Genomic DNA, 14,387 nt, shown 5'->3' with positions numbered 1-14,387 from the left:
TAATATGATAAGAAATATCTTAATATTATTGATATGTATCTTGTGCTGTTCTTGCCTTAGTAAAGAAAGTGATTACACCAATAATGGAGTTAAAGAAGTACAAAAAGTGACACTTACAATTACAGGAGAAATGGGAGAAGCCTTTAGTTGGCCTGAAGTGAAATTCGAATGTTTTAAAGCACTAATAGGTAATAAAGAACTTTGTTTTGGCTACAACCAAATAAAAGGTATTACCCTTGAAAAAGGTTATAAATATCAGTTGAAAGTCAAGAGAATCATCTATGACTACCCTATTCAAGATGGTAACCTGCCCGATGATTATGAGTTAATCAGCATCATCTCAAAACAAAAATTAGAATAACGCTCTTCTTGCTCCCCGCGTGGGAGGGGATTGGGGAAGGAATAAATAAAAGCATATGAAGAAAGCAAGAGTATTAATGTTTGGATGGGAATTTCCCCCTCATATCAGTGGGGGATTAGGAACAGCCTGCTTGGGTATTGCCCAAGGATTGGCTAAAAACGGCGTAAAAGTGCTGTTTGTGATGCCAAAAGCCTCCGGTGATGAGGACGGCAATGTGGCTAAGATTATCAACGCTAGCGATGTAGAGATGTTGCAAAACGCTGAAAAGATTGAAGATTTCTGGAAACACATCAATTTTATGGAGATAGGTTCGAACCTCGTGCCTTACCTGGATCCCGAAACCTTTGCCCGCGAACGCGACCAGTACCTCAAAGAAGGCGAACACCGCGAACGCATTTCGTATCATAACAAATTTCAGTTTTCAGGCAAATACGGTGCAAATCTGATGGAAGAGGTCTACCGCTATGCCTTAGTAGCGGGTACGGTTGCCCAACGCTATGAGTTCGACGTGATTCACGCCCACGACTGGCTTACCTATAGCGCGGGTATCATCGCCAAAAAGATTTCCGGCAAACCCCTTATCGTACACGTGCACGCTACCGAATACGACCGTGGGGGCGAGTATAACCGCAACACATTGGTCTACGATATCGAAAAACGCGGTATGGAAGCTGCCGATAGAGTAGTAACCGTGAGCAACTGGACGCGTAATATCGTCATTGAAAAATACGGTATCCCTGCCGAGAAGGTGATTACTGTGCACAATGCAGTAGACTTTAAAGCCGAAACCGATGCCAAAGAAGAACGCGGTATTAAGGATAAAATCGTTACTTTCTTAGGGCGTATCACCTTGCAAAAAGGTCCTGAATACTTCGTTGAGGCAGCTGCAAAAGTGATGAAACGTATGCCTAACGTACGCTTTGTAATGGCAGGTAGTGGCGAGAAGATGAACCCCTTAGTGCGCCGTGTTGCACAATTGGGATTGGGAACCCGCTTCCACTTCACAGGTTTTCTCAGGGGTAACGACGTACAGCGTATGTTCCAATACAGCGATGTGTATGTGATGCCCTCAGTATCCGAGCCTTTTGGGATTTCTCCTTTGGAAGCAATGCGCTCAGGAGTACCTACTATCATCTCCAAACAATCGGGAGTGGCTGAGGTACTCCACCACGCTATCAAAGTAGACTATTGGGATATCAACGCCCTTGCCGATGCTATTTATGGCATTTTGGCTTACCCCACCCTCGCTCACTATATGCAACGTGAAGGGTACGACGAGGTAAACCAACTGAAATGGGAAAAAGCTTCCTTGAAACTTAAAAACATTTACGAATCTTTAATATAAAATAACCAACGATGAAAAAGTCAATTTGTATCTATTTCCAAATCCATCACCCCGAACGTCTTAGAAAGTATCAATTCTTCGACATCGGCAAGAAACATAATTACTTCGATAATTACGCCAATCGCTCTGAGCTTGAAGATTTGGCTGAGCATTGCTATCTACCTGCTAACACCTTGCTCTTGGAGCTTATCAATAAATACAAAGGCAAGTTCAAAGTAGCTTTTTCTATCACAGGAAGTGCTATCGACCAGCTCGAAATGCACACTCCTGAGGTGATACGCTCTTTCCAAGAACTCGCCCAAACCGGTAGTGTAGAGTTTTTGGCAGAAACTTATTCCCACTCTTTGGCTTCGCTCTCTGAGGATACCGATGAGTTCGAACAACAAGTAAAACGACATACTACGGCTATCAAACAGCTCTTTGGCAAGAAGCCTGTAACTTTTCGCAACACCTCTCTTATCTATTCCGATACCATAGGCGAACGCGTCGCAAAACTCGGTTTCAAAACAATGCTCACCGATGGAGCTAAGCACGTATTGGGTTGGAAGAGTCCAAACTTTGTCTACAAAAACGCTATCGACGAAAACCTCAACCTTTTGCTCAAAAACAGCAAACTCAGTGATGATATCGCCATACGCTTTTCCGATAGAAATTGGAGTGAATACCCACTCACTTCTGAAAAGTATATCAGTTGGGTGAAAAACAGCTTGCAAGATAGCGAGGTGCTCAACCTCTTTATGAACTACGAGGTAATAGGCTATTACAACAACGCCCAAAGCGGTATTTTCGACTTCTTGCGCTATTTCATCATTTATATGATGGAAGACGATAACTATGAGTTCTTATTACCTAAGGAAGTAGCCAAAAAGCACCCTGCTAAAGATGTCTTGCCTGTGCCCTACCCTATTTCGTGGACAGACGAAGAGCGCGATACCACCTCTTGGTTGGGTAACGAGTTGCAAAAAGAAGCCTTCCGAGAGCTCTTTAAGATACAACCAGAAGTAAGAAAGAAAAAGAACGCCGACCTGATAGACGATTATACTCGTCTGCAAGCCAGTGAGCACTTCTATTTTATGCGTACTAAGCTCTTTTCAGGTGCCGACTATCACAAGTATCGCTTACCCTACGATTCGCCCTACGAAGCCTTCATCAACTATATGAACGTGCTCAGCGATTTCATCGAAAGATGCAAACCGCACGAGCAAGAAGAGGTGCAAACCACACAAGTAACAAAGAAAAAGAGGCAGACAAGGAAAAAGTGAAAAGTCATTTTTGAGTCCCCTTCTCCCCCTATTTAAAAGAAGTCAGCCAGCTGGCGTAGCTGAGTATGTGAAAGGAGGGGAGGTTATCCTCTTTTGAGAAACGCTACCCCTCGAAACCTTTGCTCTATGGCGTGTGACCTAAGGACTAAAAGAAAGTTTAATAATAATTTAAAAGCAGACAAGATGAAAAATGTAAAAACAAGGAAAGACAATTTCTTTGAAGAGATTGTCGCTGAAGAACTGAAAGAACTGTCTGGAACCAATAAAGTTGCCGAGACGAACCCCGACGAGATGCCCACAGGACATCTAAGTAGCGAAGAGTTTCTCTATACCACACCTTTTAACGAGAAAAACTCACAGCTCGCCAAGAATACCGACAACGACTTAGTAGAAAACATTATTTACACTCCTTAAATAAAAAGCCCCTCGCTCACGCGAGGGGCTTTTTTGCTTTTTCTCAAATTTGCTATTTTGCTATTTTGTACTACCTTTGCAAAAAAAGAAGAATACAATGCGTTTTTTGAGTTATATCATAGCTTTTTTTACTCACCCCATCTGGCTCCCTATCTACGGAGCTATGGTGGTGCTTTTTAATATCCCTTTCCCTCTCCCGGTAGAGCAAATGAAGTTTACGTGGCTATTATTACTGATAGTTACCATTGCTATCCCTACACTCATCTACCTCATCTTGTTTGTAGTAGGCTGGTTGCAGAACCCTTTTATCATTCCGTTAGAAAAACAAAAATGGCTCTTGTACGGCTATATAGCAATGCTTTTAGGGGTAGCTTTCGGCATCACCCCTATCGACCCCTATCCTATCCTCTACTTCTACGTGATGAACTTAGCCATCAGCTGTTTTATAATTTTGTTTTTACATTTTCTGCGATTGCAAGTCAATATGTTTGCTATGGGAATGGGGGCGCTTACTACCTTCTCAATATTGCTTAGTATTGCCATAGAAAAAGATATGACCTACATAGTAGCCTTTTTCTTATTCCTCAGCGGAGCCTGTATTTCAGCACAAGCTTACCTCAACCAGAAGTCCTTATGGCTAATGTTTTTAAGTTGGCTCATTGGGGTTTTACCACAGCTCTCACTACTGTTATTGTTCAGAAATCTAATTTTCGCAATGTAGCAAATTAGCCATTTAAGCCTTTAAACAAATTATTCCTGTTATTCATTGCCTACCAATTACCTAAGTAGCACCATTTGCCCCCTTAATAATTTACATATTATTCACGGGTTCCCACCCCACTGCTCCCCATTTACTAATTTTCTAATTTGCTAATTCCCTAATTATCCCTTCTCCTTTCCGTCATACTCCCCCCCTATTGCCTATGGCCTAAGGCCTAGTGCCTCTTCCTCTTTCTTTCGCCTCGAAACCCTGTTTTTAACATTTTTAGCACTGTTGTATTATATTATGAATCAATTATTTATACACCCTTTCTATACCAATCGTCCAAGATTCGTATAAGCTTCCTATAAGCTCTCTATAAGCTAACCCCACCCTTCTTACACCCTTTTTTCATCAAATTTTCTCTTAGATCTCTTCCGATTTCTTCTGTTTCCTTCCGAATACGCCTAACAGTCTCAATGCGTCGCTTTTTCATCTCAAACTTTGCCAAAGTTTGAAACTTTGGCAAAGTTGGTTGTTTGGTATTATTGGCATTTACCTCATTTTCCCATTCTCTCATTTTCTAATTTGCTAATTTTCTCATTTCCTAATTTAACAGCCTGTGCGGCTCGCACCTTCTTGCTAATCTAACAATATTTTTTACCAAAAAAGTGATTTTGGAACGATTTTAGCTGTATTTTTTCTTATAAAGAAATAATCAGTTATTTTTATGAAACGCTTTCTATTTGCAAGTATCGCCTGCTCCCTGTTCCTATTGGGTTGTAACAATAGCAACAATAAAAACGGAGAAACTTACCTCCCCTCTTCAGTAGGGCAAATCAACACCCTCGCCGTGGTCATCGATAACGACCTCTGGGAAGGCGCCGTAGGCGATACCATTCGCCGTTACTTCGCCGCCCCTATCGATGGGCTACCTACCGAAGAACCCATCTTTTCGTTACATCAAGTGCCCCCTCAAGTATTTGAAGGCAACACCCGTAACAGTCGCAATGTGCTCATTGTGCATCGTGGTAATAAAAACGAAGCAACGATTAGCGACGATGTATACGCCAAACCACAAGTGGTATGCGAAGTACAAGGCAAACAAGTGCGCGATATAGCCTGTAAAGTCGAAGAATTTCACGACCAGTTTATCCTTGCGTTCAAGAACAACGACCTCAAAGAAACACGTCATCGTTTTAATAATGCCCTTAGCAAAGACAAACAAGTAGAACAAACCTTAGGCTTCAAATTCGTGATGCCCGCCGTGTACCAGGTGAGAAAATACGGCGACAATTTCTTCTGGATAGAACGCCCTATCAAAGGCGGGAGAGCAAGTATTATCCTTTACGAAATGCCTTTGGGAAGTATCCCTGCCGATGAAGAAGGGCGCACTAAAACTATCGTAAAGATGCGCGATTCCATAGGCAAAAAATATATTCCAGGACCCAAAGAAGGTATGTATATGGTTACCGAAACCTATTTGGCTCCCAGCATCAGCGAAACGAAAATAAAAGGACGAAAAACCATTGAAAGCAAAGGCTTGTGGGAAGTAAAAGATTTCGCCCTTGGAGGCCCCTATATCAATTATATTATTGAAGACAAAGCCCATAACCGTCTGGTAGTAGCCGAAGGTTTTTTATATGCCCCAGGCGTTGCCAAACGCGATATGCTCTTCGAACTCGAAGCCATTATCAAGTCAATAGAATTTAGTCGTTAGAAAAAGATTGTCAATTCAAAAAAGTTTTGTAATTTTGCACTATTATTATTTCTTTGTTCAGAATTGTCCGACAAGTTTGACAATTCCGACATACCTAACACTAATAACTAACAACTAAAATCTAATAACTATGCTAAGTATATTTTTAGGGGTAGTAGGTCCCTGGCAAGTAGTCATCATTGTAGCCCTTATATTATTGCTCTTTGGAGGCAAGAAAATTCCCGAATTAATGCGCGGTCTGGGCACAGGTATTCGCGAGTTCAAAGATGCTACCAAAGAGAATAACGATACCGACAAGAAAAAAGAAAATACCGAGAAATTAGAAAATTAGCAACGTTGTCGCTTTTGCGTCCCATTGCACACTCTCCTAACTCCTAAAATTCACAAATTGACAAATTGGCTCATCAACAAACTAACTTCTTGGTATAAAGTTGCGCAAAGGTCTTTGCCTTGGCGTGGCACCGCTAATCCCTATAAGGTGTGGCTCTCCGAAGTAATTTTACAGCAAACGCGCGTAGTGCAAGGTCTGCCTTACTACCAGCGTTTTATCAGTCGGTACCCTACCATCACCGATTTAGCCAATGCCCCCGAAGAAGAAGTGCTCAAACTATGGCAGGGCTTAGGCTATTACTCGCGCGCTAAGAATCTACACCACACAGCGCAATATATCGCTACTGAATTGGGAGGTGTCTTCCCCAAAACCTATAAAGAACTTGTAAAACTCAAAGGTATAGGCGATTATACCGCAAGTGCCATAGCTTCCTTTTGTTATAACGAACCTTGCGCCGTAGTCGATGGTAATGTATACCGTGTGCTCTCTCGTCTTTTTGGTGTTGCAACACCTATTAACAGTCCACAAGGCACCAAAGAGTTCAAAGCATTAGCTTACGAATGTTTAGACAAGCACAATCCCGGCACTTATAACCAAGCCCTAATGGAGTTCGGTGCCTTGCAGTGCACTCCCCAGAGTCCCGATTGTGCAAATTGTGTATTACGTGACCACTGTTGGGCTTTTCATCATCAGCAAGTAGACGTCCTACCCGTAAAAATCAAGAAAATCACTATTAAAAAACGCTATTTCAACTATCTCGTATGGCTCAATCCTTACGGACAAACCCTTTTGCAAAAGCGCAAAGGCAAAGATATCTGGCACGGGCTCTATGAGTTTCCACTACTCGAAACTCACGCTCCTGCTACTACCGAAGAAATAGTCTCTATCTTACCTTCTGCTACCGTGAGTTTGTATAACGAAATGCCTGTAATCCACAAACTCACTCACCAGCATATTTATACTTCTTTTTGGATAGTTACCACCACCGAACTCCTTGATAATAGCATACTTATTACCGATATACACAGCTATCCCGTATCAGCTCTCACTGCAAATTTCATTACCAAATTTTGGTAGTTTTAAAATTTTGTCGTACTTTTGGAGAATATTTAGATTATCAACTTTATATTTATATATCAATGAACGGAACTTTAAATAAAGTTATTCTCATAGGTCGTATGGGAGATGTTGTGAAGCTTACCTATTTCAGTGAAGGTAACTGCATCGGTCAGTTTCCCTTAGCCACTGATGATGAGTATACCAATCGCGCTACCAACGAGCGCATTAGCAGTACCGAATGGCATACTGTTATCGTACGCAACAAGCTGGCAGAACTCGTAGAGAAATACACTCACAAAGGCGACCTTATCTATGTCGAAGGGCGCATCAAAACACGTAAATGGCAAACGGAAGATGGCGTGATGCGCCAAACAACTGAAATCCACGCTTCCGATGTAACTTTTCTACCAAATCCTAAACGTGATGGGCAACCTAAACCAACTCCTAAAACAGCTGAACCTAAGGCTCCTGAACCGCCCGTAAGTACGGAGCCTCCTTTCTAAATGTGTAACGAAATAATAATATTTTGGAAACAGAACCTTTGTCGGTACTCTCATTAATGCCTTTTTTAAGCATTGACGTGGGTATCGTTATTCAATTTGCAGTGTTTATACTATTATTATTCTGCTCTGCTCTTATCTCAGGAGCTGAGGTAGCTCTCTTTTCGCTTACTCCTGCTGAGATTGAAACACTCAAAGAAGAAAAAACGCCTACCGGCAATATTATAGCCAAGCTCGCAGAGAATCCTAAAAAGCTATTGGCAACGGTACTTATTGCCAATAATTTGGCAAACATCACTATCGTACTCCTCTTTGCCGATATAGGCGACTTCCTCTTCGGAGGAATTAAAACTCCTTGGGTGCGGGCAGTACTCGATGTAGGTCTGGTTACCTTTGTGCTTTTGCTCTGCGGTGAAATTCTGCCTAAAATCTACGCCAATCGCAACAATATTTTGTTTTCACGGCGCATAGCTTACTTCATCTATTCCCTCGACACCTTCTTTACGCCCATCAGTATGCCGATGAAAAACTTTACCGTATGGATACAAAAGAAATTGGGCAAACAGAAAAGTAATATTTCAGTAGGACAACTCTCGCAAGCCTTAGAACTTGCCTCCGAAGAAGATACCACCAACGAGGAAAAGAAGATATTAGAGGGTATTGTCTCTTTTGGTAATACCGAAACCCGCGAAGTAATGGTTCCCCGTGTAGATATCTTTGCTCTCAGCGAAGAGCTCTCATATCAGGAGTTGCTAAACGAAATCGTGGCGATAGGCTATTCACGCATTCCCGTATACCACGAGAATTTAGACCATATCACAGGGGTAATTTACATCAAAGACCTCTTGCCACATTTAGACAAAACTGATTTCGACTGGAATAGTGTAAAACGTAATGCTTTCTTCGTTCCCGAAAACAAGAAATTAGACGATTTGTTGAGCGAGTTTCAAGAGAAGAAGATACACCTCGCTGTTGTAGTAGATGAGTATGGTGGTACTTGTGGAGTGATTACCTTAGAGGATATCATAGAAGAGATTGTGGGAAATATCAACGATGAGTTTGACGATGAAGATATAACACACTTCAAGATCAATGATAATGTCTTTATTTTTGAAGGAAAAACGGTTTTAAAGGACTTCTATCGCATTCTTGAATTTACTGATGAAGAAGAGGCTCTATTTGACGAAAATCGCGGTGATGCCGAAACGCTTGCAGGCTTTCTCTTAGAGATTTCGGGCAACTTTCCTCAGAAAGGAACACCTATCCTCTTTGGCAACTATAAATTCATTGTAGAGGCTTTCGACAAGAAACGCATCAAGCAAATCAAAATCATTAGAACGAACAATCCACAATAAATACATATGAAATATTCTAAAATAATTGACTCTATATACCAATCTGTTTTATCTGCTGATAATTTAGGTAAAGTTCCTACTTATATCCCAGAATTGGCACAAGTGAACCCCGATAAGTTTGGGGTATATTTTTATAGCCTAAACAAACAATCATATGGGATTGGTGATTGCGATGAAAAGTTTTCAGCACAGAGTATTTCTAAGGTATTAGCGCTTTCGTTGGCGTATAGTATTATAGGCGACCAACTATGGCGACGTGTAGATGTAGAACCTTCGGGCACTTCATTCAACTCATTAATACAGTTAGAAGCCGATAACGGTATTCCACGTAACCCTCTTATCAATTCAGGGGCTATTGTAGTTTGTGATATTCTCCTCTCTATCTTGGAAGATGCTCAAGCCGATTTCTTAACTTTTGTAAGAGAATTAGCTAATGATGATAGTATAAATTATTCTATATTAGTAGCCGAGTCGGAGAAATCAGTAGGATATCGCAATTTTGCCTTATGTTATTATATCAAATCATTAGGGAACATAGAGAATGACCCTATTGAGGTACTCAATTTCTACTTTAAACTCTGTTCATTAGAGCTTACTTGCAAATCGATGGCATATATCTTTTCGTTTCTTGCCAACGATGGTATCCGTATGCACGATAGAGTTCAAATCCTTACTGAAACTTGTACTAAACGGGTAAACGCTTTGATGCAAACGTGCGGTTTCTATGATGAGTCGGGGGAGTTTGCTTTTAAGGTGGGACTACCAGGTAAAAGCGGTGTAGGAGGCGGTATTGTAGCTCTTTTGCCTAATCATTATAGCATTGCGGTATGGAGTCCGAAACTTAATAACAAAGGGAATTCGTATAGAGGAATGAAGTTCTTAGAAGAGTTTACCGCACAAACACATACTTCTATTTTTTAGTAATAAAATATATGTCAAAGAATTATTTCAGTACCTTTATCAAATACTTTTTTCAGGGGATACTTATCATAGGTCCGCTGAGTGCTACTATCTGGATTATCTGGTCGATTTTCAAGAGTGTAGATAACCTTGTGCCTGATATCTCAAAGGCTTACCCAGGGTTAGTTTTTGCTTTGGTTTTACTTGGTACTGCTATTATTGGTTTTATTGGTAGTCGACTGATTTTAGGGAAACTGTTCGTGGGACTATTAGATTATTTAGTAGCTCATATTCCCGGTGTAAAGGTTATTTATTCTTCTATTAAAGATATTTTAGCTTCTTTTGTAGGTGACAAACGCAAGCTTACTAATCCGGTATGGGTAAAAGTGAATGAAACGCCCGAAATATGGCGCATTGGGTTCCTTACCCAACCTTCTATGGATTTTGCTGAACTCAGCGAAATGGTAAGTGTTTATCTTCCGCATTCGTATGCTATTTCTGGTTGGGTGATTGTTACTTCCAAAGATAACATAAAGCCTGCTGAAGGTTTTTCTTCCCAAAAAGCAATGGAGTTTGCCCTTAGTGGCGGAATCCTTTCTAATACCGGTAATACCAGTAATGCCAATAATACTGGTAATAAATAGTGATTTTATATAGTAGTTTATTCTTCGTTTAGGCTATTAGCTTTATGGTATTAATTACATTTTTCTTCTTCGCAGTGGCAATTATCAGTGTCTATTTCAAAAGTGCTGTGGGTAATCCCTTCGTGTGAGAGTTTGTGCTTTAACTCCGCTTTAATATTCATAAATTCTTTAAGCGTAATGCACTCTTTCAGTACAATATGAGCCGTGAGAGCGTTCTGTGAGCTACTGAGCGCCCAAATATGCAAGTGATGTACGCTCTCTATCATTGGGTGCTCTTCTATAAGATGCTGTATATGCTCCTTATCGATGTCGTGAGGCACTCCATCTAAAATGAGTTTTACACTTTCTTTAAGTAATCCCCAAGTGGAGAACAGAATCACGATACCTACCATAAAACTACTGATAGGGTCGGCTAAGTTCCAACCGGTAAAATATACAATTGCCCCTGAGATAATTACCCCTACCGATACCAAAGCATCGAGCATTAGGTGCAGAAAAGCCCCTTTGACATTGATATCTGTCTTCTGTCCTTTGTAGAATAGGAATGCTGAAACTGCATTGATTATTACTCCTATAAAAGCTGTAAGCATAATTGCTGAACCTACCATTTCGGGCGGATTAGCAAGACGCTCGAAGGCTTCGATAAAGATTTTTATCACAATATACATCAGTAGTACCGCATTGATGAGCGATGCGAGAATAGATGCCTTTTTGTAGCCATAGGTATAGAGCTGAGTAGCGGTGCGATGGGTGAGTTTCATACCGATAAGTGAAATCACTAAACTGGCGACATCGCTTAGATTATGACTTGCATCGGAGATAAGTGCTAAGGAATCGACGCGAAAGCCTACTGCAAACTCAATAATTGTGTAGAGCAGATTCAACCCAATGCCTATGTAGAAGGCACGATTGAGAGTACTGAGGTCAGTTACGGTGTGATGATGGTGGTCGTGACCGTGGTGATGATGGTCGTGTTGGTGGTGTGAATGTTCCATAATAATATTTTTTAATAAAAATAAAAGGTAAAAGGTAAAATCAGTAATGACTCACAGCTGGGTGGTGTGTGAGTAAAAGGTAACACGCGATGCAAAGGTACGAATTATTTTGTAATAAGGGTGATTTTAAGGTAAAAAATAAAAGGTAAAGCCAGCAAAACTGGCTTTACCTTTCTTGTTGTTACTCACTTTAAAGGATAAATTCCTTTGTGGTAACATTGGCAGGACGGTCGGTGGCTGTTACTATTACCTTATCGCCGGTAAGAGAAGCGTTTACCACAGTGGTGGTATACACCCACTTACCTTCTTGGAAGGTAGCATTCCCCTCTTCTACAAGTGTAGCATCGTGGTCGGTGATTTTCACTTTCACGCCTGTTACTTTAAAAGTGTCGGATACTTGTACGACAATCTTTTCTCCGGTAACGGAACCTGTATAGTTTGAGGTATCTACCGCGTCAATCACAGGAGCTTTAAGATAATCGGCAATTGCCATATTATAGGGGGTGGTACCTGGACGCTTTTTAGCTTCCTCGGCATAGCTTTGCTTAAGTGCACTATTTTGCAAAGCGCTTTTAGCATAGAAAGCTGCTCGGGCAAACCTTTGCTGATGTAGCTGTTGTGCTTGGCTTGCTTTCTGAGAGCGAACGGGGGCTTTCCCTACGATGGTTTGTCCTGCGCGTTGGCGGAATACGATTTGGCGAGCTAACATACCGCTCAATCCTTCGGTTACTACATTATTTTTGCTTTTTGCCATAATGATTGATTTTTTAGATAAGAGGTCAAAGAACTAAAAGATGGAAGGCGTCGACTTTATATTTACCTTTTGTCTTTCGGCTTTTCTCCTTATCAAGTTTTTACGGTGCAAAATTCTGGCGATAATTTTTTATGGGCAAATTCTTATTCAAGGGTTGTAAGATTTTAGGACAAGGATTGTGCGTTTGAGATACAAGGCTAAGAATTGAAGAAATGAAAGTAACACAGTAAATACAAGGAAAAAAGTCGCTAAGCGAGATGCTTAGCGACTTTTTTATTATCAAAATTAAAATCTAAAAAACGTCCTTGATGTGTTTCATACTGTTGGCAATACTGCCTTTGGCTTCTGCAAAGTCGCCTTGACCTATCTTCTTGATGATGTTGGTCGCAAAACCTTTCATCTGTTCAAAAGTGATATGAGGAGGCATCGCTAAGGTATCGCGATTGGTGTAGATATTCACCAAAGTAGGCCCGTCGTGCTCGAAAGCTGCTTTTACGGTGGCTTCGAGGTCTTCGGTTTTGCGCACTTCATAGCCTTTGATGTTCATCAGGTCGGCGAGTTTGTCGAAAGGTGGGTTTACCATATTGGTTTGCCAATCGAGGTAGCCCGATACTTCCATTTCGAGTTTTACCATTGCGAGCGAACGGTTGTTGAACACAAATATTTTCACAGGGTATTGGTATTGCATCAGGGTAGCCAAATCGCCTAAGAGCATTGATAGCCCGCCATCGCCACACATTGCTACCACTTGTCTGCCTTTGGAGGAAGCTGCTGCGCCAATTGCCATTGGGAGGGCGTTTGCCATAGAACCGTGGTTGAACGAACCGGTGAGGTAACGTTTGCCCGTACCTTTGATAAAGCGCGCTGCCCACACTACATTCATACCTGTATCGACGGTGAAAATAGCATCGTTGGCGGCGTATTTATCCAAAAGTTTAGCGGCATATTCGGGGTCTATTTGGTTCTCTTCGGTTTTCTTTTTGGTGTAATCATCTAATGATTTTTCGAGATCCAAATACTCTTTGTGAATGTCTTTGAGGAAACTATCGTCGGTGCGAGGGGTGAGTTTAGGTAATAAGGCAGTAATGGTGTCTTTCACATCGCCTGCAAAACCGTAATCTACTTTGGCACGACGCCCAATGATATCGGGGCGTTCATCTATTTGAATAATAGTGTTTTTCTTAGGTAAGAACTCCGCATAAGGGAAGTCGGTGCCGAGCATTACGAGCACATCGGCTTTGGCGCAAGCATCATAACCTGAACGGTGTCCGAGCAAGCCGTTCATTCCCGCTATATAAGGGCTATCGGTGCGGTCGAAGAATATTTTGCCACGGAAAGAAGCGACAATAGGCGCTTTAAGGGTTTCGGCAAGCTGTTCTACTTCTTTCACCGCATACTGACAACCGTGACCGCAGTAAAGGGCTATTTTCTTGTTTTTAGCGTCGTTTAGTACGGCTGATAATTTGTCGAGTTCACTATCGGAAGGACGTACTACTGGTTTTGCTAAGAAGGTTTGTGTAGCGGAAGGCACTTCCTCGAGGTCGGCACCTGCCACATCGCCAGGGAGTCCCAACACCGCCACGCCTTTCTCGTTGATAGCCGTTTGTATGGCGCGTTGCATCATTGTGGTGAACTGTTTTGGGGTATTGGCTACATATACGTATTTACTGCAATCTTGAAACAGCAAGAAGGGATTGGTTTCTTGGAACCAGTGGGTACCGAATTTATGGGTGGCACAGGTGCTGGCAATGGCAATCACAGGGTTGCCTGAGCGGTTAGCATCGTAGAGTCCGTTGATAAGGTGCACGTGTCCAGGTCCTGAACTTCCCATACAACAGCCTATGCCGTTTAGTTCGGCGTCCATAGAGGCTGCATAAGCGGCTGATTCCTCGTGGCGGACGTGTATCCACTCAAGGCGACCATCGCGGCGGATGGCGTCGTTTACAGGGTTGAGACTATCGCCGGTAATGGCATAGACTCTTTTTACGCCTGCTTGTACTAACATTTCGACCAATTGGTCGGATACATTTTTACTCATATGTTTTAT

The 14,387-nt window shown here is 41.7% G+C and carries 16 protein-coding genes; 12 read left to right on the top strand and 4 right to left on the bottom strand.

The window, feature by feature from the left end; genetic code table 11:
- The first annotated feature begins 4 nt into the window (after positions 1 to 4).
- The 5 genes from HMPREF1528_RS01745 to HMPREF1528_RS01725 all read left to right on the top strand — a co-directional run bounded on the left by HMPREF1528_RS01745 (position 5) and on the right by HMPREF1528_RS01725 (position 4,103).
- Positions 5 to 361, top strand: a complete 357-nt coding sequence (locus HMPREF1528_RS01745) for a DUF4377 domain-containing protein (RefSeq protein ID WP_016478387.1) — start codon at positions 5 to 7, stop codon at positions 359 to 361.
- 55 nt (positions 362 to 416) lie between these two features.
- Positions 417 to 1,706 carry a glycosyltransferase family 4 protein gene (locus tag HMPREF1528_RS01740; protein WP_009411518.1) on the top strand — a complete coding sequence of 430 codons (1,290 nt, stop codon included), beginning with the start codon at positions 417 to 419 and terminating at the stop codon, positions 1,704 to 1,706.
- Between the two features lie 11 nt (positions 1,707 to 1,717).
- Positions 1,718 to 2,968: a glycoside hydrolase family 57 protein gene (locus HMPREF1528_RS01735; protein ID WP_016478386.1), complete on the top strand. Its 1,251-nt coding sequence runs from the start codon at positions 1,718 to 1,720 to the stop codon at positions 2,966 to 2,968.
- 183 nt (positions 2,969 to 3,151) lie between these two features.
- Complete coding sequence (locus tag HMPREF1528_RS01730) at positions 3,152 to 3,382, top strand: hypothetical protein (RefSeq protein ID WP_002675780.1); 231 nt, start codon at positions 3,152 to 3,154, stop codon at positions 3,380 to 3,382.
- 97 nt (positions 3,383 to 3,479) lie between these two features.
- Positions 3,480 to 4,103, top strand: coding sequence for a hypothetical protein (locus HMPREF1528_RS01725; RefSeq protein ID WP_016478385.1), 624 nt, complete (start codon positions 3,480 to 3,482; stop codon positions 4,101 to 4,103).
- 355 nt (positions 4,104 to 4,458) lie between these two features.
- Here HMPREF1528_RS01725 and HMPREF1528_RS12845 read toward each other — a convergent pair whose 3' ends face one another.
- Positions 4,459 to 4,662, bottom strand: a complete 204-nt coding sequence (locus tag HMPREF1528_RS12845; protein ID WP_016478384.1) for a hypothetical protein — start codon at positions 4,660 to 4,662, stop codon at positions 4,459 to 4,461.
- Positions 4,663 to 4,812: 150 nt separating this feature from the next.
- On the opposite strand from HMPREF1528_RS12845, the gene HMPREF1528_RS01715 reads away from it, so the two are divergent.
- From HMPREF1528_RS01715 to HMPREF1528_RS01685, 7 genes are all read left to right on the top strand, one after another.
- Positions 4,813 to 5,802, top strand: a complete 990-nt coding sequence (locus HMPREF1528_RS01715) for a DUF4837 family protein (RefSeq protein WP_016478383.1) — start codon at positions 4,813 to 4,815, stop codon at positions 5,800 to 5,802.
- Between the two features lie 130 nt (positions 5,803 to 5,932).
- On the top strand, positions 5,933 to 6,133 hold the full coding sequence (gene tatA, locus HMPREF1528_RS01710; RefSeq protein WP_002674610.1) for a twin-arginine translocase TatA/TatE family subunit: 201 nt from the start codon (positions 5,933 to 5,935) through the stop codon (positions 6,131 to 6,133).
- 57 nt (positions 6,134 to 6,190) lie between these two features.
- Positions 6,191 to 7,210: an A/G-specific adenine glycosylase gene (mutY, locus tag HMPREF1528_RS01705; protein ID WP_016478382.1), complete on the top strand. Its 1,020-nt coding sequence runs from the start codon at positions 6,191 to 6,193 to the stop codon at positions 7,208 to 7,210.
- 62 nt (positions 7,211 to 7,272) lie between these two features.
- Complete coding sequence (locus HMPREF1528_RS01700; RefSeq protein WP_016478381.1) at positions 7,273 to 7,695, top strand: single-stranded DNA-binding protein; 423 nt, start codon at positions 7,273 to 7,275, stop codon at positions 7,693 to 7,695.
- A gap of 56 nt (positions 7,696 to 7,751) precedes the next feature.
- Positions 7,752 to 9,047, top strand: coding sequence for a gliding motility-associated protein GldE (gldE, locus tag HMPREF1528_RS01695; protein ID WP_016478380.1), 1,296 nt, complete (start codon positions 7,752 to 7,754; stop codon positions 9,045 to 9,047).
- A 6-nt stretch (positions 9,048 to 9,053) separates the two neighbouring features.
- On the top strand, positions 9,054 to 9,968 hold the full coding sequence (locus HMPREF1528_RS01690; protein ID WP_016478379.1) for a glutaminase: 915 nt from the start codon (positions 9,054 to 9,056) through the stop codon (positions 9,966 to 9,968).
- A gap of 11 nt (positions 9,969 to 9,979) precedes the next feature.
- The gene (locus HMPREF1528_RS01685) at positions 9,980 to 10,591 is read left to right on the top strand and encodes a DUF502 domain-containing protein (protein WP_016478378.1); all 612 of its coding nucleotides are present in this window, start codon (positions 9,980 to 9,982) and stop codon (positions 10,589 to 10,591) included.
- Positions 10,592 to 10,641: 50 nt separating this feature from the next.
- On the opposite strand, the gene HMPREF1528_RS01680 is transcribed toward HMPREF1528_RS01685, so the two are convergent.
- From HMPREF1528_RS01680 to HMPREF1528_RS01670, 3 genes are all read right to left on the bottom strand, one after another.
- On the bottom strand, positions 10,642 to 11,586 hold the full coding sequence (locus tag HMPREF1528_RS01680) for a cation diffusion facilitator family transporter (RefSeq protein WP_016478377.1): 945 nt from the start codon (positions 11,584 to 11,586) through the stop codon (positions 10,642 to 10,644).
- A 190-nt stretch (positions 11,587 to 11,776) separates the two neighbouring features.
- A complete protein-coding gene (locus HMPREF1528_RS01675) occupies positions 11,777 to 12,340 on the bottom strand; it encodes a hypothetical protein (RefSeq protein ID WP_002674601.1) in 564 nt (187 codons plus the stop codon).
- 292 nt (positions 12,341 to 12,632) lie between these two features.
- Positions 12,633 to 14,378 carry a thiamine pyrophosphate-dependent enzyme gene (locus tag HMPREF1528_RS01670; protein WP_016478376.1) on the bottom strand — a complete coding sequence of 582 codons (1,746 nt, stop codon included), beginning with the start codon at positions 14,376 to 14,378 and terminating at the stop codon, positions 12,633 to 12,635.
- Positions 14,379 to 14,387 lie beyond the last annotated feature (9 nt).

The organism is Capnocytophaga sp. oral taxon 336 str. F0502 (genome assembly GCF_000411575.1).
In the GTDB taxonomy this organism is placed as follows: Bacteria; Bacteroidota; Bacteroidia; order Flavobacteriales; family Flavobacteriaceae; genus Capnocytophaga; species Capnocytophaga ochracea.
Note: the sequence above shows the minus strand (reverse complement) of the source record. Positions and strands in the feature narration are given on the sequence as shown.